Source organism: Vitreoscilla massiliensis (assembly GCF_001457815.1).
GTDB classification, from domain to species: domain Bacteria; phylum Pseudomonadota; class Gammaproteobacteria; order Burkholderiales; family Neisseriaceae; genus Vitreoscilla; species Vitreoscilla massiliensis.
In genome coordinates this window covers 69868-91678 of sequence record NZ_LN898219.1, presented here as the reverse complement: position 1 = coordinate 91678, position 21811 = coordinate 69868, and the positions used below count along the sequence as shown (strand labels likewise).

At 46.8% G+C, this 21811-nt stretch carries 21 protein-coding genes, 1 other RNA gene and 1 riboswitch; of the genes, 18 read left to right on the top strand and 4 right to left on the bottom strand.

All coding sequences use genetic code 11. The features are described 5' to 3' along the window. Positions 1-3 precede the first annotated feature (3 nt). The 5 genes from cysE to BN3003_RS05900 all read left to right on the top strand — a co-directional run bounded on the left by cysE (position 4) and on the right by BN3003_RS05900 (position 4251). Positions 4-786 carry a serine O-acetyltransferase gene (gene cysE, locus BN3003_RS05920; protein WP_058355743.1) on the top strand — a complete coding sequence of 261 codons (783 nt, stop codon included), beginning with the start codon at positions 4-6 and terminating at the stop codon, positions 784-786. 279 nt (positions 787-1065) lie between these two features. After that, entirely contained in the window at positions 1066-1422 is a 357-nt protein-coding gene (locus BN3003_RS05915) for a hypothetical protein (protein ID WP_058355742.1), read from the top strand. An 86-nt stretch (positions 1423-1508) separates the two neighbouring features. Then, positions 1509-3236 (top strand): hypothetical protein, encoded by a 1728-nt coding sequence (locus tag BN3003_RS18975; protein WP_058355741.1) that lies wholly within the window; start codon positions 1509-1511, stop codon positions 3234-3236. Positions 3237-3263: 27 nt separating this feature from the next. Continuing rightward, positions 3264-3824, top strand: coding sequence for a GTP-binding protein (locus tag BN3003_RS05905; RefSeq protein WP_058355740.1), 561 nt, complete (start codon positions 3264-3266; stop codon positions 3822-3824). A gap of 4 nt (positions 3825-3828) precedes the next feature. Beyond that, entirely contained in the window at positions 3829-4251 is a 423-nt protein-coding gene (locus BN3003_RS05900; RefSeq protein ID WP_058355739.1) for a roadblock/LC7 domain-containing protein, read from the top strand. 68 nt (positions 4252-4319) lie between these two features. On the opposite strand, the gene BN3003_RS05895 is transcribed toward BN3003_RS05900, so the two are convergent. The 3 genes from BN3003_RS05895 to acpP all read right to left on the bottom strand — a co-directional run bounded on the left by BN3003_RS05895 (position 4320) and on the right by acpP (position 7288). Next, complete coding sequence (locus BN3003_RS05895; RefSeq protein WP_058355738.1) at positions 4320-5516, bottom strand: amino acid aminotransferase; 1197 nt, start codon at positions 5514-5516, stop codon at positions 4320-4322. 212 nt (positions 5517-5728) lie between these two features. Next, on the bottom strand, positions 5729-6973 hold the full coding sequence (gene fabF, locus BN3003_RS05890; protein ID WP_058355737.1) for a beta-ketoacyl-ACP synthase II: 1245 nt from the start codon (positions 6971-6973) through the stop codon (positions 5729-5731). 81 nt (positions 6974-7054) lie between these two features. Beyond that, on the bottom strand, positions 7055-7288 hold the full coding sequence (gene acpP / locus BN3003_RS05885) for an acyl carrier protein (RefSeq protein ID WP_058355736.1): 234 nt from the start codon (positions 7286-7288) through the stop codon (positions 7055-7057). A 330-nt stretch (positions 7289-7618) separates the two neighbouring features. On the opposite strand from acpP, the gene BN3003_RS05880 reads away from it, so the two are divergent. The 11 genes from BN3003_RS05880 (at position 7619) to erpA (ending at position 17006) form a co-directional block, all read left to right on the top strand. Further along, the gene (locus BN3003_RS05880; RefSeq protein ID WP_058355735.1) at positions 7619-8614 is read left to right on the top strand and encodes an NAD(P)H-dependent glycerol-3-phosphate dehydrogenase; all 996 of its coding nucleotides are present in this window, start codon (positions 7619-7621) and stop codon (positions 8612-8614) included. A gap of 127 nt (positions 8615-8741) precedes the next feature. After that, positions 8742-9923, top strand: a complete 1182-nt coding sequence (locus BN3003_RS05875; protein WP_058355734.1) for a branched-chain amino acid ABC transporter substrate-binding protein — start codon at positions 8742-8744, stop codon at positions 9921-9923. Positions 9924-9956: 33 nt separating this feature from the next. After that, positions 9957-10163: riboswitch (cobalamin riboswitch) on the top strand. A gap of 96 nt (positions 10164-10259) precedes the next feature. Further along, a complete protein-coding gene (locus tag BN3003_RS05870) occupies positions 10260-12104 on the top strand; it encodes a TonB-dependent receptor domain-containing protein (RefSeq protein ID WP_058355733.1) in 1845 nt (614 codons plus the stop codon). A gap of 584 nt (positions 12105-12688) precedes the next feature. Further along, a complete protein-coding gene (locus BN3003_RS05865) occupies positions 12689-13549 on the top strand; it encodes a helical backbone metal receptor (protein ID WP_058355732.1) in 861 nt (286 codons plus the stop codon). 32 nt (positions 13550-13581) lie between these two features. Further along, complete coding sequence (locus tag BN3003_RS05860) at positions 13582-13917, top strand: SH3 domain-containing protein (protein ID WP_058355731.1); 336 nt, start codon at positions 13582-13584, stop codon at positions 13915-13917. After that, positions 13914-14204 carry a cell division protein ZapA gene (locus tag BN3003_RS05855; RefSeq protein ID WP_058355730.1) on the top strand — a complete coding sequence of 97 codons (291 nt, stop codon included), beginning with the start codon at positions 13914-13916 and terminating at the stop codon, positions 14202-14204. The genes BN3003_RS05860 and BN3003_RS05855 overlap by 4 nt, the downstream gene beginning before the upstream one ends. A 14-nt stretch (positions 14205-14218) precedes the next feature. Further along, a non-coding RNA gene (gene ssrS / locus BN3003_RS18365) (6S RNA) lies at positions 14219-14397 on the top strand. A 214-nt stretch (positions 14398-14611) separates the two neighbouring features. Then, a complete protein-coding gene (rplM, locus tag BN3003_RS05850) occupies positions 14612-15040 on the top strand; it encodes a 50S ribosomal protein L13 (RefSeq protein WP_058355729.1) in 429 nt (142 codons plus the stop codon). 9 nt (positions 15041-15049) lie between these two features. Then, complete coding sequence (gene rpsI / locus BN3003_RS05845) at positions 15050-15442, top strand: 30S ribosomal protein S9 (RefSeq protein ID WP_019958115.1); 393 nt, start codon at positions 15050-15052, stop codon at positions 15440-15442. Between the two features lie 139 nt (positions 15443-15581). After that, the gene (argC, locus tag BN3003_RS05840; RefSeq protein ID WP_058355728.1) at positions 15582-16634 is read left to right on the top strand and encodes an N-acetyl-gamma-glutamyl-phosphate reductase; all 1053 of its coding nucleotides are present in this window, start codon (positions 15582-15584) and stop codon (positions 16632-16634) included. Positions 16635-16658: 24 nt separating this feature from the next. Further along, on the top strand, positions 16659-17006 hold the full coding sequence (gene erpA / locus BN3003_RS05835) for an iron-sulfur cluster insertion protein ErpA (RefSeq protein ID WP_058355727.1): 348 nt from the start codon (positions 16659-16661) through the stop codon (positions 17004-17006). 520 nt (positions 17007-17526) lie between these two features. On the opposite strand, the gene BN3003_RS05830 is transcribed toward erpA, so the two are convergent. Continuing rightward, positions 17527-19998, bottom strand: a complete 2472-nt coding sequence (locus BN3003_RS05830; RefSeq protein WP_058355726.1) for a penicillin-binding protein 1A — start codon at positions 19996-19998, stop codon at positions 17527-17529. Between the two features lie 116 nt (positions 19999-20114). Here BN3003_RS05830 and pilM point away from each other — a divergent pair, with 116 nt between their 5' ends. Together pilM and BN3003_RS05820 are read left to right on the top strand one after the other, a co-directional pair. Further along, positions 20115-21209 (top strand): type IV pilus assembly protein PilM, encoded by a 1095-nt coding sequence (pilM, locus tag BN3003_RS05825; RefSeq protein WP_058355725.1) that lies wholly within the window; start codon positions 20115-20117, stop codon positions 21207-21209. Then, positions 21206-21811, top strand: coding sequence for a PilN domain-containing protein (locus tag BN3003_RS05820; protein ID WP_058355724.1), 606 nt, complete (start codon positions 21206-21208; stop codon positions 21809-21811). Before pilM ends, BN3003_RS05820 begins: the two co-directional genes overlap by 4 nt.

Genomic DNA, 21811 nt, shown 5'->3' with positions numbered 1-21811 from the left:
ATTTTGACCGCAGCACTGAGCACAGAACAAGTCTGGCAAACCATTTTGGCCGAAACCGTGGAAGCGGCCGATAACGAACCGACGCTCGCCAGTTTTTTACATCTGACCGTACTTCGCCACTCCTCATTAAATCGGGTCTTGGCCTTCCATTTGTCGAGCAAATTGGCCAGTCCAGTGATGGATGCGCGCACTTTATATGAGATGTTTCATCAGGCCTTGGTCTCAGATCAGAACATCCACGATGCCGCCATCGCCGATATTGTTGCATATTATGAACGCGACCCAGCTTGTGATGCATATTCGTTGCCTTTGCTTTATTTTAAAGGCTATCATGCCATTCAAGCCCATCGCATTAACCACTATTTATGGCTGCAAGGCCGCAAAACATTGGCATACTTTTTGCAGAACAGAGCCTCAGAGGTTTTTGGGGTAGACATCCATCCGGCCGCCGTTTTTGGCAAAGGTTTGATGATAGACCATGGTACTGGCATCGTCATCGGTGAAACCGCGGTTTTGGGTGACAATATTTCTTTATTGCATGGTGTGACTTTGGGCGGCTCGGGCAAAGAATCGGGAGATCGCCATCCTAAAATCAGTGATGGCGTGATGATAGGTGCCAATGCATCTGTTTTGGGCAATATCCGCATCAACCAATGTGCCAAAATTGGCGCTGGTAGCGTGGTGGTTGAAGACGTACCGGCTTTCACCACCGTAGTGGGTGTGCCTGCTCGCGAAGCTGGAAAAACCGGTAGTATTCCGGCTCAAGAAATGGATCAACGCCTTTGATTTAAAGTTGATAAATCCTTAAAAACTTTTATGCTGTTGTAGTAAAAAAATTCAATCGTCAAACCTAAATTTATCGAATAGAATCTGTTTGACATGGATTGAAAGTTACTTTTAGTGTGATATGATGGTCGCGCGCGGTTTTGAAGCTTATTAATTTCAATACTGTTTCTTACAGGGCTTCTTGGAATTAAAAACCGTCAACATCAACTGCATTTTCATTGCATCACCAGTATTAAAAACTTTTTTAAAATTATATTCGTGCAACGAAAAGGATTTACCATGAACTTTGATAAAACCATCTCCGAATTATTGAATGTAGACGGTGCGTTAGCTGCAGCTGTTGTGGACTACTCAAGTGGTATGTTGCTTGCTGGCGGTGGCTCATCTAACGTTGACTTGGAGATTGCAGCTGCGGGCAATACCGAAGTAATGCGTGCCAAAATGAAAACCATGGGCATGTTGGGCTTAAACGATATCATTGACGACATCTTGATTACCTTGGGCGAACAATACCACTTGTTGCGTCCATTACAAAAACACGATGGTTTGTTCTTGTACCACGTATTGGATAAGAGCAAATCTAACTTGGCTTTGGCTCGCCGTTCTTTGCGTGAAGCAGAAAAACATTTGGTATAACCGTTTCGTGTCATTTGTTTGATGGGTTTACATCCACGCCTCGGTAATACTCTATTGCCGAGGCGATTATACTTGAGCGAGTTACAATGTCTGATGTTGAAAATTTCAATGTGAACATGAATTTGGTGGGCTTTGGACTGGATGCCACAGACAAATTCACCAAGCAAATAGACACCATTAACCGCATGAATGCGGCGCAAGACCGCCTCAAATACTTTTGGGGCGTAAGCCAACAGAGACAAAGCTGCCAAGTGCATTTTGTCATCAGTTCGCCTTTGCCTGCCTATCTGGAAAATTCCAGCGATCCCATTCTGACCAACCAAAATATTGAAACGGGCAACATCATTCCCTGCCCTTATCCCGTCACCACTTTTGACTTGATGGACATCTTGGCCTATGTGGAAACACTGGTACCTGAAGAGCGTTTACAGGCCGATAGTGTCATTGAAGAAGAGGAAGAAGACGTTCCCGAAGCTCCAGTCGACTTTGCCTCTTTATCGCTGTATGAACGTGCCCGCATGGGACTCAATAACAGCTTAAGCCAAATTGAAACACCGACTCCTGCTCCAACGACTGCGCCACTGAATACCAGCCTCGACAACGATACAAACACTTCCAGTTACACTTTTAAAGCTTACCAACCTACACCCGCTCCCACAGAAGCGCCGAAAAAAGACACTTTTACCACTTATGGCAGCTACAGTATGGACAATGCCGTCCACAAACCCAGTGCTGCCGAAGTCAAAATCGAACCCACACCAACTGAAAAACCGGTGGTCAGCTCTTGGACCAATGCGTATTCACGCACCCATACCAATCAGCAAACTGAAACAGTGCCCGCGCCAACTGAAGCGCCTAGTACGCCAGCACCAACCAGTGCGCCCACCAAACCAGCAGGTGAGACCTTCATACGCTATGGCAGCTTAAAAAACGTCGATATTGATGACACACCCAAGCAAAAAACCGTAGCTACGGCTCAGCCTATGCACACTCCGGATATCACGGTTGCACCGACGCCTGCACCGACGCCTGCGCCTACCATCGCACCGACACCGGCTCCCACCTTAGCACCCACGCCAGTGCCAACGCTCGCACCCACGCCAGCTCCGACACTTGCCCCAACGCCTGCATCCATAGAAACTCCGCCACCGGCCACAGAAGCGCCTATTCACACTCCTGAAGCGCCAGAGCCGCAACCGATTTCTTCAGCCAGTACAGACATTTGGCCGGCATTCTTGCAAGAGCAACAAGGCTTGGTCGCAGTACAAGAACCGGCGTTTTATTATGATGCAGAGCAAAAAATAATTGCCAGTACTTACAAAAATGCTACTGAATTGGCATATGGCTTGATTAAGCAAACCGAAATTGTGTCAGAGTCGGTAAAAAGTATTCCGAATGAATTAAAAAAGTTGCCATTGGCCTCGGTCTTATGGTCTTATGGCTTACACCATCCTCATGCCGAACAATTATTAAATGGTATGGATTTGGAAAATCATGAATGGAAACTGAAAGGCTTTCCACGTTTTGGCCTATGGGAAACCCACCCTACTTGGCTGTTTTTGGCCACGTTTTTTGCGCAAAAACACCAAAGCATATTTGCCGCCCAAGCCAAAGGCAAAGCCGATGCCACACAAATTAAGAACTTTATTTGCGCCGCCAAATTGGCAGGGTTAACTTGGGACAGTCGCCCGCTGGCTGCCGACATCAAGCAGCAACAAATGGCCGAACTGTCAGCACACCCACACCAAGAAAGTGCTTCTTGGATTTCCCGCTTGCGCAATAAATTACACATTAATGAACATTTTGAATCATAACTAATTGATTAATTGGAAAGCTCCATCATGTCTGTAAGCAACGACACTGCGAAATCAGCTCCGCTGTTGAAAATCTTGTTTATCGGCCCTATGGGGGCAGGTAAAACCACTGCCATACGCTGCATCAGTGACAGTGACCCTATTGGCACTGAGGCGAGTAACTCAGATGCAGGCCAATCCACCAAATCCACCACCACTGTGGCCATGGACTATGGCAGCATAGAATTGGGCCCAGAAGAAGTGGTGCACTTATATGGCATCCCGGGGCAAGACCGCTTTAAATTCATGTGGCCGATTTTGGCCAAAGGGGCTTTGGGTTGCATCTTACTCATTGATGACACCCGTGAAGACCCGATGGCAGACCTCACCCTGTACTTACACGAATTCAATGACTTGGTTTCCAAACAAGCATTCGTGGTCGGTGTGGGCAAAACCAATAAAGACGGCTCTTCATTGGAAAAATACAACCAATATTTCGCGGAACGTGATATGTACGCCCCCATCATGGAGGTCGATGCTCGGGACAAGGCCGATGTATTGATGTTATTGGAAGTCATCTTAGCGAACACAGAAATCAAAGGGAATTGAGCATATGGATAACAGTGAAGCGGTGCGCAAACACCAACAAATCATGTCACAACAAGCTTTGTTTGAACGCCATGTGCAAGCATTGAAAAAAAACCTCAGCGACATTGAATTCATTGTGGTGGCCAGTGACGATGGTTTCCCCATCACCCACACTTTAAACGATGACAAAGATGCCGCCCGCAAAGCGGCGATGACTGCCTCTTTGGGTGGTTTGAGCACTTCGGTTTCGGAAGAATCTGGTTTGAAAAATGCCGTCGCTACCACCATAGAATGTGAAGACGGTTTGGTATTCAGCCGCCATGTGATGCTAGACCATGAAAAATCGGTAGAGCTGTTGGTAGCGTGCAGTCGCCACGTCAATTACGCCACCGCTTTGTGGACGATTAAAAAAACCATTAACGACATCATCGAAGACTTTGGTCGTTAAACCAAACTTCTGAGCAAACAAAAGCGGCCTGTAAATGATTTACAGGCCGCTTCTTAATGGCAATGTGTTTAGTCTTTCAACACATCAGCAAAAGCATTGGCAACATACTCAATGTTTTTGGTGTTCAAACCAGCCACACACATGCGACCGTTTTTCACCAAGTAAATGCCGTAGTCTTGAATCAAGCGCTCTACTTGCGTTGGAGTCAAACCAGAGAAGCTGAACATACCACGTTGGGTAGTGATGTAGCTGAAATCACGACCCGGTACTTTGGCAGTCAATACATCAAACAAACGTTGACGCATCGCTTTGATGCGCACGCGCATTTCGGCCACTTCGTTGGTCCATTCTTCAAACAAAGCCGCGTCGTTCAACACGTCGGCAGCAATGATGGCTGGATGGCAAGGCGGGTTAGAATACAAACGGCGCACGATGTATTTCAATTGGCTCAATACCAATTTTTTCTCGTCTGCGTTAGGAGACACCACAGACAACGCACCCAAACGCTCACCGTAGAACGACAGGTTTTTAGAGAAAGAGCTGCTGACAAAATAGCTCAAGCCAGCTTTTTCAGCGGCACGAATCGCGTACACATCACTCTCGAAATCGTCACCAAAACCTTGGTAAGCAATGTCCATGAACGCAATCAATTCACGCGCTTTAACCACTTCGATGACTTTATCCCATTGTGCAGGTGTCAAATCCACGCCAGTTGGGTTATGACAGCAAGGGTGTAACAACACCACATCGTGCTTGTTCAAGCTGTTGAATTTTTCAATCAAGGCATCGAAAGCCACGCCGCCAGTGGCCGCATCGTAATATGGATATTCACTGACTTCCAAACCAGCTGCTTCAAAAATGCTGATGTGATTGCCCCAAGTAGGTTTGCTCACATACACCACGCTTTGTGGGAAGTATTGTTTCACAAACTCAGCACCCACGCGCAACGCACCTGAACCACCGATAGACTGTATGGTCGCAACGCGGTCAGCCGCAACAGCTGCACTGTCAGCACCGAACAACAAGCGTTGAACCGCTTTGTTGTAAGCTGGCAAACCATCCATAGGCAAGTACGGACGAGCAGCAGGCGTTTTAGCGCGTGCTTCTTCGGCTTTCAAAACCGAACCCAACAAGGGCAAGCGACCTTCTTCGTCGTAGTAAACGCCCACGCCCAAATTTACTTTCTCAGCGCGAGTGTCTTTGTTGTACAAATCGTTCAAACCCAAAATAGGGTCACCTGGATAATAATCAACATGTTCAAACATGAGGTTTTTGTCCTAAAAGTTGCAGATTAAAACAGTTCAAGTTGTCGTTGTAAGGCAACCTGCACCCATCAAAAAAACAGACCATAACTTTAACACGTTTATTCTGTACTGACTAAGTCTCTGCTGCCATTTATTTTCCAAACTGTCTGCCTCAGAATAAACAAAGCGGCCTGTAAACTTACAGGCCGCTTTTCAATACCGTCGATTTAATCTCAGTCGACGCGTTTCATCACCACCGTACCATTGGTACCACCGAAACCAAACGAGTTGGAAATCGCCGCACGGATGGTCATAGGACGGGCGCCTTCTTTGTTGTAATCCAAGTCACAACCGGCTTCCACGTCTTGCTCATCCATATTGATGGTAGGCGGCGCAATTTGGTTTTTAATCGCCAAAGCGGTAATCACCGCTTCAATACCACCGGCGCCACCCAATAAGTGACCTGTCATGGATTTGGTCGAATTCACCACCATTTTGTAAGCGTGCTCACCAAATGCGGCTTTCAATGCATTGGTTTCATTGGCATCGCCCAAAGGCGTAGACGTACCGTGGGCATTGACGTAATCAATGTCGGTAGGCGCCATGCCCGCGTCTTTCAAGGCGCGGTTAATCGCCAAAGCTGGGCCATCCACACTAGGAGCAGTGATGTGGTGAGCGTCTGAGCTCATGCCAAATCCCACCAATTCAGCGTATATCTTGGCACCTCGGGCAACGGCTGAATCGTAAGATTCCAATACCATCACACCAGCGCCCTCGCCCATCACAAAACCGTCGCGGTCTTTGTCCCAAGGACGAGAGGCTTTGGTAGGCTCATCATTGCGAGTAGACAAGGCTTTCATCGCCGCAAAACCACCGACACCCAAAGTACAAATTGCACCTTCGGCACCACCGGCAATCATGATGTCAGCGTCACCATAAGCAATCATGCGTGCCGCATCGCCAATACAGTGTGCCCCTGTGGTACAGGCCGATACAATGCCATAACTTGGGCCTTGGTAGCCCTTCATGATGGTGATGTGACCGGCAATCAGGTTAATCAAGGAACCTGGGATGAAGAATGGATTGATTTTGCGTATGCCACCGGCAATCACATCAGCGCCTGTGTTTTCAATAGAAGGCAAACCACCAATGCCTGCGCCAATGTTGACACCGACACGGCTCTTGTCCAAGCCTTCAATATTGTCTAAACCTGCATCTTCAATCGCTTGAAACGCCGCAGCAATACCATAATGAATAAACACATCCATGCGACGTGCTTCTTTGGCTGGAATGTATTCAGTGATATCAAAATCTTTCACTTCACCAGCAATTTGACACGCCAAATTGGAAGCATCAAAACGGGTGATTGGACCAATACCACTGACACCAGCTAATAAATTGTTCCAGTTATCAGTAACAGAGTTGCCCAGTGGCGACACCATACCTAAACCAGTTATGACTATCCTTTTTTTACTCATTCGTGTGGAACCCATAGTAAAAACCTCTGCACAGCCAGCTAGTGTGCTCTGCAGAGGTTAAAGTATTGCGACAGAGAAAAATTACTCAGCAGCTGACAAGAAGTCGATTGCTTGTTGAACAGTGGTAATGTTTTCAGCTTCTTCGTCTGGAATTTCAGTGCCGAAAGCTTCTTCCAAAGCCATAACCAATTCAACGATGTCCAAAGAGTCAGCGCCCAAGTCTTCTTGGAATGAAGATTCGTTTTTCACTTCAGCTTCATTCACGCCCAATTGTTCAGCAACAATTTTCTTTACGCGCTGTTCGATATTTTCCATGTTACTTCCTTTACCTTGATCTTAATAAGGGTTTGTTTTAGATAGAATTTATTTGCTAATCATCAAAATTCAGCGCTTATTGTACTGAATTTAAATAGAGTTTTCCATCCATCAGATGAAGCTATTGTACGCATATTTCCAGCATTCTTGCCAGTACTCTGTGCACACAAACAGCCGATTTTTTCGATTTAGCGGGCATATTAGCACAAGGACAAATGCTCCCTCAACCAACAAACTAGCTATATTATTCAAAATTCAAGTTTTTGCACTCTTGCCTCTCACCAAAACTCGTGGCAAGGTGCAAGACATGGTAATAAAAAGGTTATAGCAATGAAAATCACAGTTTTGGGCGCTGGCGCATGGGGCACCGCATTGGCCATACACTTTGCCAAGCAGCAACACCAAGTGTGTTTGTGGGCACGCGACAGCAGCCATGTGGTGCAAATGCAGCATGAGCGTTGTAATGAACGTTATTTAAAAGGGTTTCTATTTCCCGAGTCTTTAAGCTTGGCCACTGACTTACAGGCCGCTGTCGACGCCAGTGAATTGGTATTGATAGCCACGCCCGTGGCCGGTTTGCGCCCAACTTTAACCGCATTAGCGGAATATATTGATGACAACTTGCCCATCATGACGGCCTGTAAAGGCTTTGAAGTGTCTACAGGCATGTTGCCGCATCAAGTAGTGGCCGAAGTTTTGCCGCAGCAACAACACATTGTCTTGCTCTCTGGTCCCAGTTTTGCGCAAGAATTGGCAGAACAATTGCCTTGCGCCGTGACATTGGCCGCGGCCAACAGCGACTGGATAGAACAATTGTGTCGCGATTTGAACAGCCCAGTATTGCGCCTGTATGCGTCTACCGATTTAATCGGCGTGGCCGTTGGTGGCGCCTTGAAAAATGTGATGGCGATTGCCACCGGTTTGTGCGATGGCTTGCATTACGGCATGAATGCGCGCGCCGCTTTGATGACGCGCGGACTGGCCGAAATTGCCCGTTTGGCAAATCATTTGGGCGCGCAAGAACACACCTTAATGGGTTTATCGGGCTTGGGTGACTTGATTTTGACCTGTACTGGTGGCCTATCGCGCAATCGCCAAGTCGGCCTGAAACTGGCCGAAAACAAAAATTTAGACACCATTTTGGCTGAACTCGGCCATGTTGCCGAAGGTGTGTATACCGTCAGCGAAGCGCACCGTTTGGCCGAGCAATACCAAGTCAGCATGCCGATTACCGCCACTTTGTATGCTCTATTCCAAGGCCAACTCAACAGCACCCAAGTCGCCCAAAGCCTGATGATGCGCTCCCCCACTCCTGAAAACAGCTAAGACTTTGTTTTAGTAGAGTAACTCCATCTTTTTTAATCTTAAATATCTTAATGACGGTTTCAACCTGATGGAGATTGCTTTACTATGCAGGACTTTCGTTTTTGCATTGAGTCTTCAGGAGAAAGCAATGAATACATTAAACATAGGCAAGTTGACGCTGAGCTTGATGGTCGGTTTGGCCTTAACCGCTTGTGGCGGTCAAAAGCAAGGTGGCGACAGCACTGCCGCTTCTGGCGACAATGAAATTGTCATCGGTTTTGCCGCACCATTAACAGGCCCACAATCGCATTACGGTGAGGAATACCGTAATGGCGCCCAATTGGCGATAGACGAAGCCAATGCGCAAAAACTCACCGTCAATGGCAAACCTGCCACCTTCAAATTGATGGCCGAAGACGATGCTGCCGACCCAAAACAAGCGACACAAGTGGCTGAGCGCTTTATTGATGCCAAAGTCGCAGGTGTGATTGGTCACTTCAACTCAGGCACAGCCATTCCTGCGTCTAAGATTTACGAAGACAACCAAATTCCGAATATCGCCATGGCCACCAGCCCGACTTTGAGCGCGCAAGGCTTTAAATATGTGTTCCGCTCCATGACTTCCGACAGCCAACAAGGCACGGTATTGGGCAAATACGCGGTAGAAAAATTGGGCTACAAAAAAATCGCCATCATCGACGACCGAACGGCTTACGGCCAAGGTTTGGCCGATGAATTTGAAAAATCAGCCAAAGCCGCTGGTGCCACCATCTTGCCGCGCCAATTCACCAATGACAAAGCCTCAGATTTCCAATCGATTTTGACCAGCTTCAAAACCGAACAACCTGATGTGATTTTCTACGGCGGTGCCGATACCCAATCTGCGCCTATGATCAAGCAAATTCGCCGTTTGGGCATCAAATCGCCGTTTATTTCCGGTGAAATGACCAAAACCCCAACCTTCTTGACCGTGGCTGGCCCTGATGCCGAAGGCGTGTTCACCTCTTTGGCAGGTTTCCCTTTGGACAAAATGCCAAAAGGCAAGGAATACGAAACCAAGTACAAAGCGAAGTACAATCAAGACGTGGCTACTTATTCTCCTTATGGTTACGACGCCACTTGGGCGATGATCACCGCGATGAAGCAAGCCAATTCGTCTAAAGCCGCCGATTACTTGGCCAAATTGCAAGCGATGGATTTGGATGGGGTGACCAGCCAACACTTCTCTTATGATGCCAAAGGCGATTTGAAAGATGTGGCCATTACCGTGTACAAAGCCGAAAAAGGCAAATGGGTACCGGTAGACAGCATCTCTACTGGCAGCAAATAACAACTCGCTGTTTTCACAGTCTTTACAGGCCGCTTGATGCGGCCTGTAAGTTTATGCGCACTGTGTTACAATCGCGCCGCGCTAATAAGAACCGGGAAGCTGGGTGAAATGCCCACACTGCCCCCGCAGCGGTAAGGTAGCTTTAGCACCAACACAGGCCACTGTTTACACAATAGTAGATGGGAAGGCGTTGGTGGATACCGACCAAGTCCGAAGACCGGCTTATTGGCTTAAACACGAGTATCGCGGGGAGGCGATATTTGACTGTTATGTTTGGTCATTGCGGTTAAATACACATTCTTTCGCACTCGGTATACACAATACTTGGAGTGTTTCATGCAAATAAAACCCATCGCAGCCGCTTTAGCGCTGCTCGCATGCCAATCTATGGCATACGCGGACACCACCACCGCCGACACCGAATTAGACAACATCGTGGTGACTGCCACACGCATCAGCCAAAATCCATTGAAAAGCCTGAACGATGTCAGCGTGATTACCCGCAGCGACATCGACCACAGCACCGCCCAATCCTTGCCAGAATTGTTGCAACAAACCATAGGCTTGGAAACCTTATCCAATGGTGGCAGCGGCACCGTCAGCAGCTTATACACCCGTGGCACCAACACCAACCAAACCGTGATTTTGGTTGATGGTGTGCGTTTGATGTCTGCCACCACTGGCGCAGCCTCTTACAACCACATTCCTTTGAATCAAATTGACCGCATCGAAGTGGTGCGCGGCGCCGCCAGCAGCGTATACGGTGCCGATGCCATCGGTGGTGTGGTACAAATTTTCACGCGCAAACCACAAGACGGTGCTGCACACGGCAGCATAGGCGCCAAAGTCGGCACCGATGGTCAACGCGGTGTCGATGCCAATGTCGGTGGTCGTGTCGGTGGTTTTAGCTACCAATTGAGCGCAGGCACCGAACGTACCGATGGCGGCTTCTCTGCCACCAACCGCGATTATGCCTTTGGTCACAATCCCGATGAAGACGGTTACAAAAACCACAATGTTACAGGCCGCTTGACCTATGAATGGGCCGAAGGCCATGAAATCAGTGCCAGTGCCTTGCGCACCCGTGGTGATGCCGAATACGACGCCGGCGGTTCTGACCCAATTACTTGGGCACCGATAGCCGTAGACAACGAGCATTACATCACCGACTTGTCACAATTTAGCATCGCTTCGCGCGACAAAATCACCGACAGTATTCAATCTAATGTGCAATTGTCGGTAAGCCGTGAAAAAGGCAAAAGCCAAACCGATGGTCACACCAATTATTACGTCAACAGCAAAGACACGCGCGCGCAATGGGTGTTCAGCGGCGAGCATGAATATGTGCAATGGCAAGCCGGCGCAGAATGGTTGAAACAGCAAGTCGAATCCGATACCGATTACGCCCGCGACACACGCATTAACCGCGCCTTTTTCGCCGCAGTGAATGGCAATTACAACAATTTCTTGGTTGAATCCTCATTGCGCCAAGACCGCGACAGCCAATACGGCCACCACACCACCGGCCGCTTGGCTTTGGGCTATGAATTGACCGACAACTTGGTCGGCCGCGTCAGCTATGGTACTGCCTTCCGCGTACCGACTTTCAATGAGTTGTACTACCCATACGGCGGTGGCAATCCCGATTTGCACCCAGAGAAAAGCCGCTCTTGGGAAGCCGGCCTGAAATACCACACCCAAGATTTGGCCTTAGATTGGACCGTGTTCCACACCAAACTGACCGACATGATTAACGGTTGGCCTGCACAAAACGTCAACGAAGCCACCATGGTTGGCACCAGCATCGCCGCCAGCAAACAATGGCAACAGGTCACACTGTACGGCAATATGACTTACCAAGACCCACGTGATGAAACCAACGACAAATTGTTGATTCAACGCGCACGTGTGTTCGGCAATATTGGCGTCGACTACCAACCACATGAGCAATGGCGCTTGAATGCCAATATGCATGTGCACGGTCGCACTTTTGCCAACACTGCCAATACCGACAGCTTGGGTGGTTATGCCTTATTGGGTGCCAGTGTTGAGTACAAACCATCTGAACAATGGTCGGTGAAACTGTCTGGTAACAATTTGTTGGACAAACAATACACCTCAGTGCGTGGATACAACACCCAAGGTCGCAGTGTATTGTTGTCAGGTCGCTACAGTTTTTAATCTATCCATACCATGATGATTTAAGGCTATGACCATGCTTACAGGCCGCATGTATTACATAAGCGGCCTGTAAATACTTAAACAATGGTTTGCGAACATATTAGATACCGCTTCTGCACAAGCTGCCTGATAAGCTACATATAAGATAAGTGATATCTAAGTAAATGATGTCGCTACTGCCATAAGCCCTCTTATTTTGTAGGATTGAATAGCAACCCTGTCACCTTGCAAAGATTCAAGCGGCGTGACTGATGACAACTTGCTTAGCTATAAACACAAGCACACCCATGCGGCCTGTAAATGCGTTTTCGTCTACATAAACTGTAACGCATGATCAAGGACTACCCATAATGCAGGTGTAGAATTTAGTTTGAATGGGTTTTTAATCAGCTCTCATCGTACTGTCATGCAGTTCTGTCTTGATTACACAGTCAAACGTACTGGTATGAATGGCAGCACATTGCTGTCAGCCCCCATAGGCCAATTACAGCAAACAGACGTTTGAATGAGGCAGATTGCCTGTACCTTAACTGAGGCTTTTCCATGTCCATACAGGTTTTATGCGGCCTGTAATGAGTATAACAATGCAAAACATGCAAAAAATATTGATGGCTTGGCTGTTAAGCTGTGTATCCGCACTGAGCTGGGCCGCCATCAGCGTTACCGATGGCACGGGACAAACTGTTACCGTGCCCCATGAAATCTACAAAGTCGTGGCATTAACACCACATGCGACCGAACTGCTCTACAGCGCCGGTGCCGGCAGCAAATTGGTCGGTGTCACCCAAGAAAGCGACTATCCCGAACCCGTCAAAGCCCTGCCCAAAGTCGGCACTTATGCGCAAATCAATGTCGAAGCCATCATTAAACTTAAACCTGATTTGGTGGTAGCGTGGCAAGATGGCGGCCAACCCAGCGTGATACAAGCGCTGCGCCAAGCGGGCATTCCTGTGTTCATGTCACATCCGTTGACCCCACAAGACATCGCTACCGAAATTCATGCCTTAGGCGTGCTCAACGGCACCCCCAATATTGCCAAGCAAAACACCGCGCCATTTCGCACGTATTTGCAAACGCTGGCTCAAAAATCCAGCACACCCACTATTAACAGCGCTTTTTTGGTCGGCTATAACCCAATTTATGCGGTCAGCAACAACAGTTTTTTGGGAAAAATGTTGCAGTTGTGTGGCGCGAATAATGTGTTTGGCAACATCAAACAGCCGGCTTTTACGCTCAACCCCGAAGCCTTATTGCAACAACAGCTGCAAGTGGTGTTTGTCAGTGGTGAAAGCGATGTGCAATCGTGGCAAAATTTTTATGCGAAGACACCCAATGCACCCAAGCTTTACAGCATTAACGCTGATTTACGTCCAAGTTTGCGTATTAAGTCGTCATTAGAACAAATGTGCCTTATAATTGACTCTGAACGCCGAAGTCGGCATTGATTTACTCATCCCACTACGATATTCTCTGAGCCATGGAAAATCAATTAGAACACTTACAAATCTGCTTAAACGCCTTAATCGAAAAGTTTAATGCGCAAAGTGCCGACAATGCTTCTTTGACCAGCCGCATTCAAGAGTTGGAACAAGAAAAACGTCAATTGATAACGCAATACGATGGTCAATTGGCAGACAAAGAGCAAAATCACACTGAGCAAGTAAACACCTTACAGGCCACCTCCGACAAACAAATCAATGATTTGAAAGTCGAGAACACAGTCTTGCGTGCCACCTTAATCGACACTGCCGATGCGATTAAGACTTTGTTGTCACGCTTGCCTAAAGTGGTACAAGAGGAGATTGAACAATGAGTATTTCACAAGTTGATGTGAATATTTTAGGGCGCCAATTCACCATAGGCACTCCAGACGAAGAAGCAGAAACCTTGCGTCAAGCCGTTTACTTATTGAATCAAAAAATAGGTGTGATTCAAGATACAGGCCGCATTGTGGAAACCGACAAGATCGTCATCATGGCCGCTTTGAACTTGGCACACGATTTCTTGAAGATGACCACCAAAGATGGCTTGGAATTTGCGCAGTTTGAGCGTAAAATTAGTGACATGATTACAGCTTGTGAAAAAACACTGGCTGAATGATAAATGAGTTAAATTTTCCCCTGCAGTGTTCGAAAGGGCTTATATTCCTTTGAACCAATAAGTTCGCTTTATAGTTGCAAGGTGGTATGTGGGCGCGAGCGTTCCTCGCGAACGCACCCGAAACATATCCATGTGACTAGCCTTGTCCCCAAGGTTCAAGCGAATTATGCCTACCGGCACAAGCGGGGGAATCCCCATTCTAAACGATTCCACTCTACTTCATCACACCGACTTTGGACTTCTTCAGTCAACTTCAGCGTCAAATCCGCTTTCAAGCTGAGATTCTGACCAATTCTTGCCACAAGCTGTATAAATCTTTAAAGCAAGTCCTTTGTTTATATTGACAGTACGGCCACTCTCACATAAAATCGACGGTTTACAGTATTCACTATTTTTGGACTATTCCTATGAAAACCTTTTCAGCTAAACCGCACGAGGTGAAGCGCGAATGGTACGTGGTTGATGCTCAAGACAAAGTTTTGGGTCGTTTGGCTGCTGAAATCGCTCACCGCTTGCGCGGTAAACACAAACCAGAATACACACCTCACATCGATACTGGTGATTACATCATCGTTATCAATGCTGAAAAATTACGTGTCACTGGTAACAAAGCATTAGACAAAAAATACTACCGTCACTCTGGCTACCCTGGTGGTATCTACGAGCGCAATTTCACTGAAATGCAACAACAGTTCCCAGAACGCGTGTTGGAAAAAGCAGTGAAAGGCATGTTGCCTAAAGGTCCTTTGGGCTATGCCATGATCAAAAAATTAAAAGTGTATGCTGGTGCCGAACACGGTCACGAAGCACAACAACCTAAAGTTTTGGATATTTAAGGATACACGATGAACGGTAAATACTACTACGGCACAGGCCGTCGCAAAAGTTCAGTAGCACGTGTATTTTTGCAAAAAGGCACTGGTCAAATCATTGTTAATGGTCGTCCAGTAGACGAATTCTTTGCTCGTGAAACTGGTCGCATGGTGGTTCGCCAACCATTGGCTTTGACTGAAAACTTGGAAAGCTTCGACATCAAAGTAAACGTATGTGGCGGCGGTGAAACTGGCCAATCTGGCGCGATTCGTCACGGCATTACCCGTGCTTTGATTGACTTTGATGCTGCATTGAAACCTGCATTGTCACAAGCTGGTTACGTTACTCGCGATGCTCGTGAAGTTGAACGTAAAAAACCAGGTTTGCGCAAAGCACGTCGCGCAAAACAATTCTCAAAACGTTAATATTTTACGTTTTGTTTGGAAAAGCCGCCCTCGGGCGGTTTTTTATTTGTGTATAACTATCAAGCTGATACACACAAGCATTCCCTCTATGTTGCAATACAGCGTAAAATAATCGGTATATGCAATGACAGGACGGATGATGAGCGAAACCAAAACCCAAGTAGGCATCGTTGGCGCTACCGGCTATACCGGTGTTGAATTGTTACGCCTTTTGGCACACCACCCTTTTGTAGAAGTGCGCGCAGTCACCAGCCGCCAAGAAGCAGGCAAAGCAGTGGCGGATTATTTTCCCAGTCTGCGCGGTGCTTACGACTTGGTCTTTCAAGCACCTGACGATGCTGATTTAAGTCAGTGTGATGTGGTGTTCTTTGCCACACCAAATGGCGTGGCCATGAAAGAAGCACCGGCTTTATTGGCACAAGGCATTAAAGTTGTGGACTTGTCGGCCGACTACCGCATCCAAGATGTGGCCACTTGGCAAAAATATTACAAAATGGAACATGCCAGTACCGATTGGATCAGTAAAGCTGTGTATGGTTTATCAGAATGGAAACGTGACGACATCGCCGCAGCACAACTGATAGCTAACCCTGGTTGCTACCCTACTTGCGTGGGTTTACCTTTGCTGGCTTTGTTACAACAAAACAGCTTGAAAACCGATGCAGCCATCATTGCCGATTGCAAATCAGGTGTCTCTGGTGCCGGTCGCAAGGCCGAAATAGGCAGCTTATTCAGTGAAGCTGGTGACAATTTCAAGGCTTATGGTGTGGCAGGCCACCGCCATTTGCCCGAGATACGCCAAACCATATCTGCATTCGCCCCTGAAATTGCACAGAAATTTACCTTTGTGCCGCATTTGACCCCCTTGATACGCGGCATGCATGCCACCATCTATGTAGAATTAAATGAAGGTGTCGATGCTTTGGCTGTATTTCAGGCCGCCTACCAAGACAGCGCGTTTGTCGATGTGATGCCACATGGCAGCTTGCCAGAAACTCGTTCTGTGCGTGGTGCCAATACTTGCCGCATTACCGCTTACCGTGCCCCAGAAACCGAAGCCAATCAATGGATTATTTTATCGGTGATTGATAATTTGGTAAAAGGTGCCGCCGGCCAAGCCGTACAAAATATGAATATTATGTTGGGTTTACCAGAGCAGACTGCTTTAAACGGTATGCCCCTACTGCCTTAAACGCCCACATGAAAGGAAACTCTGATGAGCGATGTTGAAACCAGTAGCCCTATCGTCTTTACCGATAGCTGCTGCACCAAAGTAAAAGATTTGATTGCAGAAGAAAACAACCCTGAATTGAAACTGCGTGTATTTGTTAACGGTGGCGGCTGTTCGGGCTTCCAATACGGCTTCACTTTCGATGAAATCGTCAACGAAGACGACTTTGAAATCAAAAAAGACGAACTGACTTTCTTGGTAGACCCTATGAGCTACCAATACTTGGTTGGCGCTGAGATTGATTACACCGAAAGCTTGCACGGCTCACAATTCGTGATTCGCAATCCAAACGCTACCACTACCTGTGGTTGCGGTTCTTCATTCTCAGTATAAACACTGAAATAAAGACAGTTTAAAAGCGGCCTGTAAATCGTTTACAGGCCGCTTCTGTATTACCCAAACACACGCATCTATCCACCACATCATACTCAAACACAACATCCTACAAATATAACCAACAATACCAATACGCTGCTTATTACTGCAATTAAACCATCATTGCAATGATAACAACACCCCAATCCAAGCAGCCTCAGCACACCATGCACGCTAGCAGTTAGTTGCTATCCTAAACATGACTGCACACTCTTCTAAATCAGTATTGTTCAAACATTTTACATTCCGCTAAGTACACACACCCTCAAGCCACAGTTATATTTGAATATTTAATCAACCCCTTCACACCCACCCAGCTAAAGCTGTGTAATAACTGCCATACGCTCACATCAAAAACCCAGCCCTAGTGGCCTGTTTATTACGCTTACAACACATCGTTTAAAATTGAATGACACAATATTCAAACCATAAAAAAGCGGCCTGTAAATGTTTACAGGCCGCATGTATGGATACCTAATTAAAACAAATCATCGATGGCATCGGTTTTCTGTTGTGGTGGCTTGTTACCACCGCCTTGCGGTGCTTGATTGCTAGGCTTCACTTCTTGTGCACCACCACCATTAATCGGCTCAACGGTAGTACCGCCACCAGGTTCACCCAAGCCATTGATAGGATCAACGGTCACGCCTTGTTGATCGCCGCCCACGGTTTCATGGTCGCGCTCTTCCGCCTTAATCGGCGCGCTGGCATGGTTATCAATGTTCAGGTTAGGATTCAAGGTTTGGAACTCTTCCATAAAGTATTCACCACCGCGTTGTACCAAACCTTTAGGCGGTTTCACATCGACGATAGGCGTGCCTTTCAAGGCAAACTTCATGTAATCCATCCACACTGGCAAGGCAATCACGCCACCATAACCAGCACGACCCAAGCTGCGTGGCTTGTCAAAGCCCACGTATACCGCAGTCACCAATTTAGGATTGAAGCCCACAAACCAAGCATCTTTCATGTCGTTGGTGGTACCGGTTTTACCGGCAATATCCGAACGACCCAAGGCGCTAGCGCGTGCTGCCGTACCACGACGGGTGACGTCTTTTAAGATGTTGTACATGATGAACGCATTGCGCGGATCCACCACTTGTTGGGCATTTTGTCCTGCCACCAACGGTTGGGTTTGGGCACGCAAGCGGCCTGAACCGTCGTAAATCTTATCAATCACATAAGCGGTGACTTTGTAACCGCCATTGGCAAAGACGGCATAACCCTCAGCCATTTGCAACGGTGTGGCCGAGCCCGCACCCAAAGCCATAGACAGGCTATCAGGATGGTCTTTTGGTGCAAAGCCAAAGCGTTGAATGTAGTCTTTGGCATTTTTCACGCCCAACATCATCAACAAGCGGATGGTGACCATGTTTTTAGATGCCACCAAAGCCGAATGCATGGAAATGTAACCAGCGTAACGACCATCCGAGTTTTTAGGCTCCCACGCACGACCACCCGCCCCCATGCCAGGCATAGAAATCGGTGCATCGTTAATCGGTGTGGCAGCGGTCACACCTTTGGCCAAGGCCGCAGAGTAAATAAAAGGTTTAAAGGTAGAACCCGGTTGGCGCCATGCTTGGGTGGCACGGTTAAATGTGCGACGGTGGAAGTCATAGCCACCAACCAAAGCGCGTACCGCACCAGTTTGCGCATCCAAGGCCACCAATGCGCCCTGTAACTCAGGTTGCTGTACCACTTTCCAACCATTGCCGCTTTTGGCCAAGCGCAATAACGAGCCCACTTTGACTTCACGCTCCTTGGCTTTGGAATTGTTGATAACAGATTTGATTAAAGACAAATCCGCACCCGACATTTTGTGCAGGCCACGGCCTGAAATATACACCTCAATCGAGCCTTGGCCTTTGGCACTGGTCACCACTGCCGGCACCTCGCCACGCACGGTACGGAATGGTGTCAGAATTTGTTCCAAATCGTCCAAATACTCGTCTTTGTCTGTAGGCAATTGCGACAAGTCCAATTGCGCTTCAGGACCATGGAAACGTGCGCCACGGTCAAAATTTTCCAAGGCAGTGCGCAAGGCTTTGGTGGCCACCACTTGGTGCTCAGTAGACACGGTGGTAATCACTTTAAAGCCCTGGGTATAGGCCTCTTCACCGTATTTGTCCACCATGGCTTGGCGCGCCATTTCAGCCACATACAAAGAGTTTTCATCCACTTCGGTTACCGCACGTTCAAACTTCAACTCGTCTGCGTATGCCGCATCAGCCTGCTCTTTCGTCACCATGCCCTGCTCTGCCATATTGTTCAGAATATAGCGTTGGCGCTGTTTGGCACGTTCAAAATTCACAATCGGATTGAAAGCAGAAGGGGCTTTGGGTAAACCCGCCAACATTGCGGACTCGGCCAAGCTGAGTTTTTCTACCGGTTTGTTATAATACGCATAAGACGCCGCAGCAAAGCCGTAAGAACGCTGCCCCAAATAGATTTGGTTAAAATACAACTCAAGAATTTGGTCTTTGCTTAAGTTTTGTTCAATCTTATACGCCAACAAGGCTTCATTGAATTTGCGCTTTAAGGTTTGTTCATTGCTTAAATAGAAGTTACGCGCCACTTGTTGGGTAATGGTACTGGCACCAGAGCGCACACCACCGGTTAAGTTACCCACCATCGCCCGTGCCACCCCCATCACATCCACACCCCAATGGCTGTAGAAACGCTGGTCTTCAGCTGCAATCACGGCATTGCGCAAATCTTTAGGGAATTTGTCTATCTTGGTAAAGTTACGGCGCTCTTCACCGTACATGCCAATTAATTTGTCATCTGATGAATAAATCATCAATGGCATTTTGGGTTTGTAATTCGTCACAGACTCCAAACTTGGCAATTTAGGGTAAGTAACCAACACTGCTATTGCCAGTAAAGCTGCACCAAAAAAAATAAGCCCTAAGGTTAATCCCATTAGGGTACTGAATAGTTTTTTAAACATTAGAAGAATAATTTTCAGCAAAATGATTGCGCAAAGTATAAGGTTAAAGCTAACCTTATGCTAGATATAAAAATTAACGTTTCTAAAGGTTAATTTTCAAACGGGGATAATTGCCAATGAAAATCAAGAAAAAAGCTGCCGCGCCAAGCAAGAATAACAGTAAAAGCGTGAGTGGTCGTGGTTTGATAACCATAGATATCACTGATCAGAATGTAAAAATTGCGCATCTTAATGGGCGATCACCTGAACAGTTGATATTAGAAAATTACAAAATTTTTCCTTTACCGCAAGGTTATGTTCAGGACGGGAAAATCAACAATGAGGAGCAATTAGTCGCAATTTTGCAACAGGCTTACAGCCAGTTTAAAGGCAGTAGCAAGCAATTTGTTGCCGCCTTACCACACAATATTGTGACGCTACAGACCTTTAACTACACCAATGATGGCGATACTTCTTTAGAAGATGCCGCCAGCTTTGAGGCCGCCCAAATTGCCACCATTGATGAAATCAACTTGGATTATCAAGTCATCAATGCTGTAGGCGACTCTGAAGAAGTGTTGATGGTCATCGCCCTGAAAGGCGACAGCCAACCTTATTTAGATTGTTTAGATGAGTCGGGCTTTGGTCCATTAAAATTATTGGACGTGGAAACTTATGCCATCGTTAATGCATTCTCTAACTGGATTAATACTCAGTCACCTGATTTAGAAAATGAAACCCTCGCTGTATTTGACGTTGGTGGTTTAAAAACTCAATGTTTGATTATGCGTGCCGGCAAAGTTTTGTTCAAACAAGAAATCCTGTTTGGTGGTGAGCAATTGTCGCGTGAAATTCAGCGCACTTACCAAATGGATTTGGAGGCAGCTGAACGCTTAAAAACCTCTGCTGAACAACCAGTCGATTACCAAAATTTGATTGTGAATGGCTTTAACCAAGAGCTTTCATTGGAAATCCAACGTGTATTACAGTTCTTCTATACCAGCGCACACTCTAGTAACAACCAAAAAATCAGCAAAATCATCTTAACGGGTGGCTCATCTGTCTTACCGCATTTAAGTGATGTTGTTGAAGAGCAATGCAATATTGCCACTTTGGTTGTCAATCCTATGCAATATTTGGGCATAGCCAGTCATATTGATCCATTGGCCTTGGTACAAGATGCAGGACGATTAACAGTTTGCTGCGGTTTGGGCGTGAGAGGTGTTTTATGATTAAAATCGTTCAACTGAACTTGCTCGATTACCGAGCTGAGATTCAACAAGAGAAACTGAAACGCTTTAAGATTTTAATGGGTGCAGCTGCAGCAGTCGGCGTGGGCTTGGCGGTTGTGGCATGGATGGGCTTGGCCGGCATGGTCAGCGATCAACAAGATCGCAATACCTTACTCAAAGGTGAGATTTCAAAATTAGACAAAGAAATTGAAGAAGTCAAAACACTTAAAGACAAACACAAAAACTTTTTAGAACGTAAACAAAAAATTGAAGAGCTTCAAAATAAGCGTTATGAAGCAGCCAAGATGATTGATGATTTGAATGTATTGATTCCTGATGGAGTATACCTGACATCTATTGAAGGTGATGTTAAAAACAATTACAAAATTTCTGGTAAAGCAGTTAGTGATAATAAAGTGGCTTTGTTTATGAAAAATCTGCCAAGTACTGGTGTATTTGAAATACCACAACTAACCAGCATTACCAAACAACCAGATGCTCAAGAATTTGTATTGAATGCGAATTTGATTGACCATGCTGCCGTAAAAGAAGAACAAACTGCCGCAGCAACTGGTGCTGGCTCTGTCTTAGAGGGGAAATAA

Excerpts from the sequence above, each read along its gene's own strand:
- rpsI (WP_019958115.1), top strand. The coding sequence starts at position 15,050 with ATGAACGGTAAATACTACTACGGCACAGGCCGTCGCAAAAGTTCAGTA.
- argC (WP_058355728.1), top strand. The coding sequence starts at position 15,582 with ATGAGCGAAACCAAAACCCAAGTAGGCATCGTTGGCGCTACCGGCTAT.
- BN3003_RS05900 (WP_058355739.1), top strand. The coding sequence starts at position 3,829 with ATGGATAACAGTGAAGCGGTGCGCAAACACCAACAAATCATGTCACAA.
- erpA (WP_058355727.1), top strand. The coding sequence starts at position 16,659 with ATGAGCGATGTTGAAACCAGTAGCCCTATCGTCTTTACCGATAGCTGC.
- BN3003_RS05915 (WP_058355742.1), top strand. The coding sequence starts at position 1,066 with ATGAACTTTGATAAAACCATCTCCGAATTATTGAATGTAGACGGTGCG.
- BN3003_RS05875 (WP_058355734.1), top strand. The coding sequence starts at position 8,742 with ATGAATACATTAAACATAGGCAAGTTGACGCTGAGCTTGATGGTCGGT.
- BN3003_RS05905 (WP_058355740.1), top strand. The coding sequence starts at position 3,264 with ATGTCTGTAAGCAACGACACTGCGAAATCAGCTCCGCTGTTGAAAATC.
- BN3003_RS05860 (WP_058355731.1), top strand. The coding sequence starts at position 13,582 with ATGGAAAATCAATTAGAACACTTACAAATCTGCTTAAACGCCTTAATC.
- BN3003_RS05830 (WP_058355726.1), bottom strand. The coding sequence starts at position 19,998 with ATGTTTAAAAAACTATTCAGTACCCTAATGGGATTAACCTTAGGGCTT.
- rplM (WP_058355729.1), top strand. The coding sequence starts at position 14,612 with ATGAAAACCTTTTCAGCTAAACCGCACGAGGTGAAGCGCGAATGGTAC.
- BN3003_RS05820 (WP_058355724.1), top strand. The coding sequence starts at position 21,206 with ATGATTAAAATCGTTCAACTGAACTTGCTCGATTACCGAGCTGAGATT.
- BN3003_RS18975 (WP_058355741.1), top strand. The coding sequence starts at position 1,509 with ATGTCTGATGTTGAAAATTTCAATGTGAACATGAATTTGGTGGGCTTT.
- BN3003_RS05895 (WP_058355738.1), bottom strand. The coding sequence starts at position 5,516 with ATGTTTGAACATGTTGATTATTATCCAGGTGACCCTATTTTGGGTTTG.
- BN3003_RS05870 (WP_058355733.1), top strand. The coding sequence starts at position 10,260 with ATGCAAATAAAACCCATCGCAGCCGCTTTAGCGCTGCTCGCATGCCAA.
- BN3003_RS05855 (WP_058355730.1), top strand. The coding sequence starts at position 13,914 with ATGAGTATTTCACAAGTTGATGTGAATATTTTAGGGCGCCAATTCACC.
- BN3003_RS05880 (WP_058355735.1), top strand. The coding sequence starts at position 7,619 with ATGAAAATCACAGTTTTGGGCGCTGGCGCATGGGGCACCGCATTGGCC.
- fabF (WP_058355737.1), bottom strand. The coding sequence starts at position 6,973 with ATGAGTAAAAAAAGGATAGTCATAACTGGTTTAGGTATGGTGTCGCCA.
- acpP (WP_058355736.1), bottom strand. The coding sequence starts at position 7,288 with ATGGAAAATATCGAACAGCGCGTAAAGAAAATTGTTGCTGAACAATTG.
- BN3003_RS05865 (WP_058355732.1), top strand. The coding sequence starts at position 12,689 with ATGCAAAACATGCAAAAAATATTGATGGCTTGGCTGTTAAGCTGTGTA.
- pilM (WP_058355725.1), top strand. The coding sequence starts at position 20,115 with ATGAAAATCAAGAAAAAAGCTGCCGCGCCAAGCAAGAATAACAGTAAA.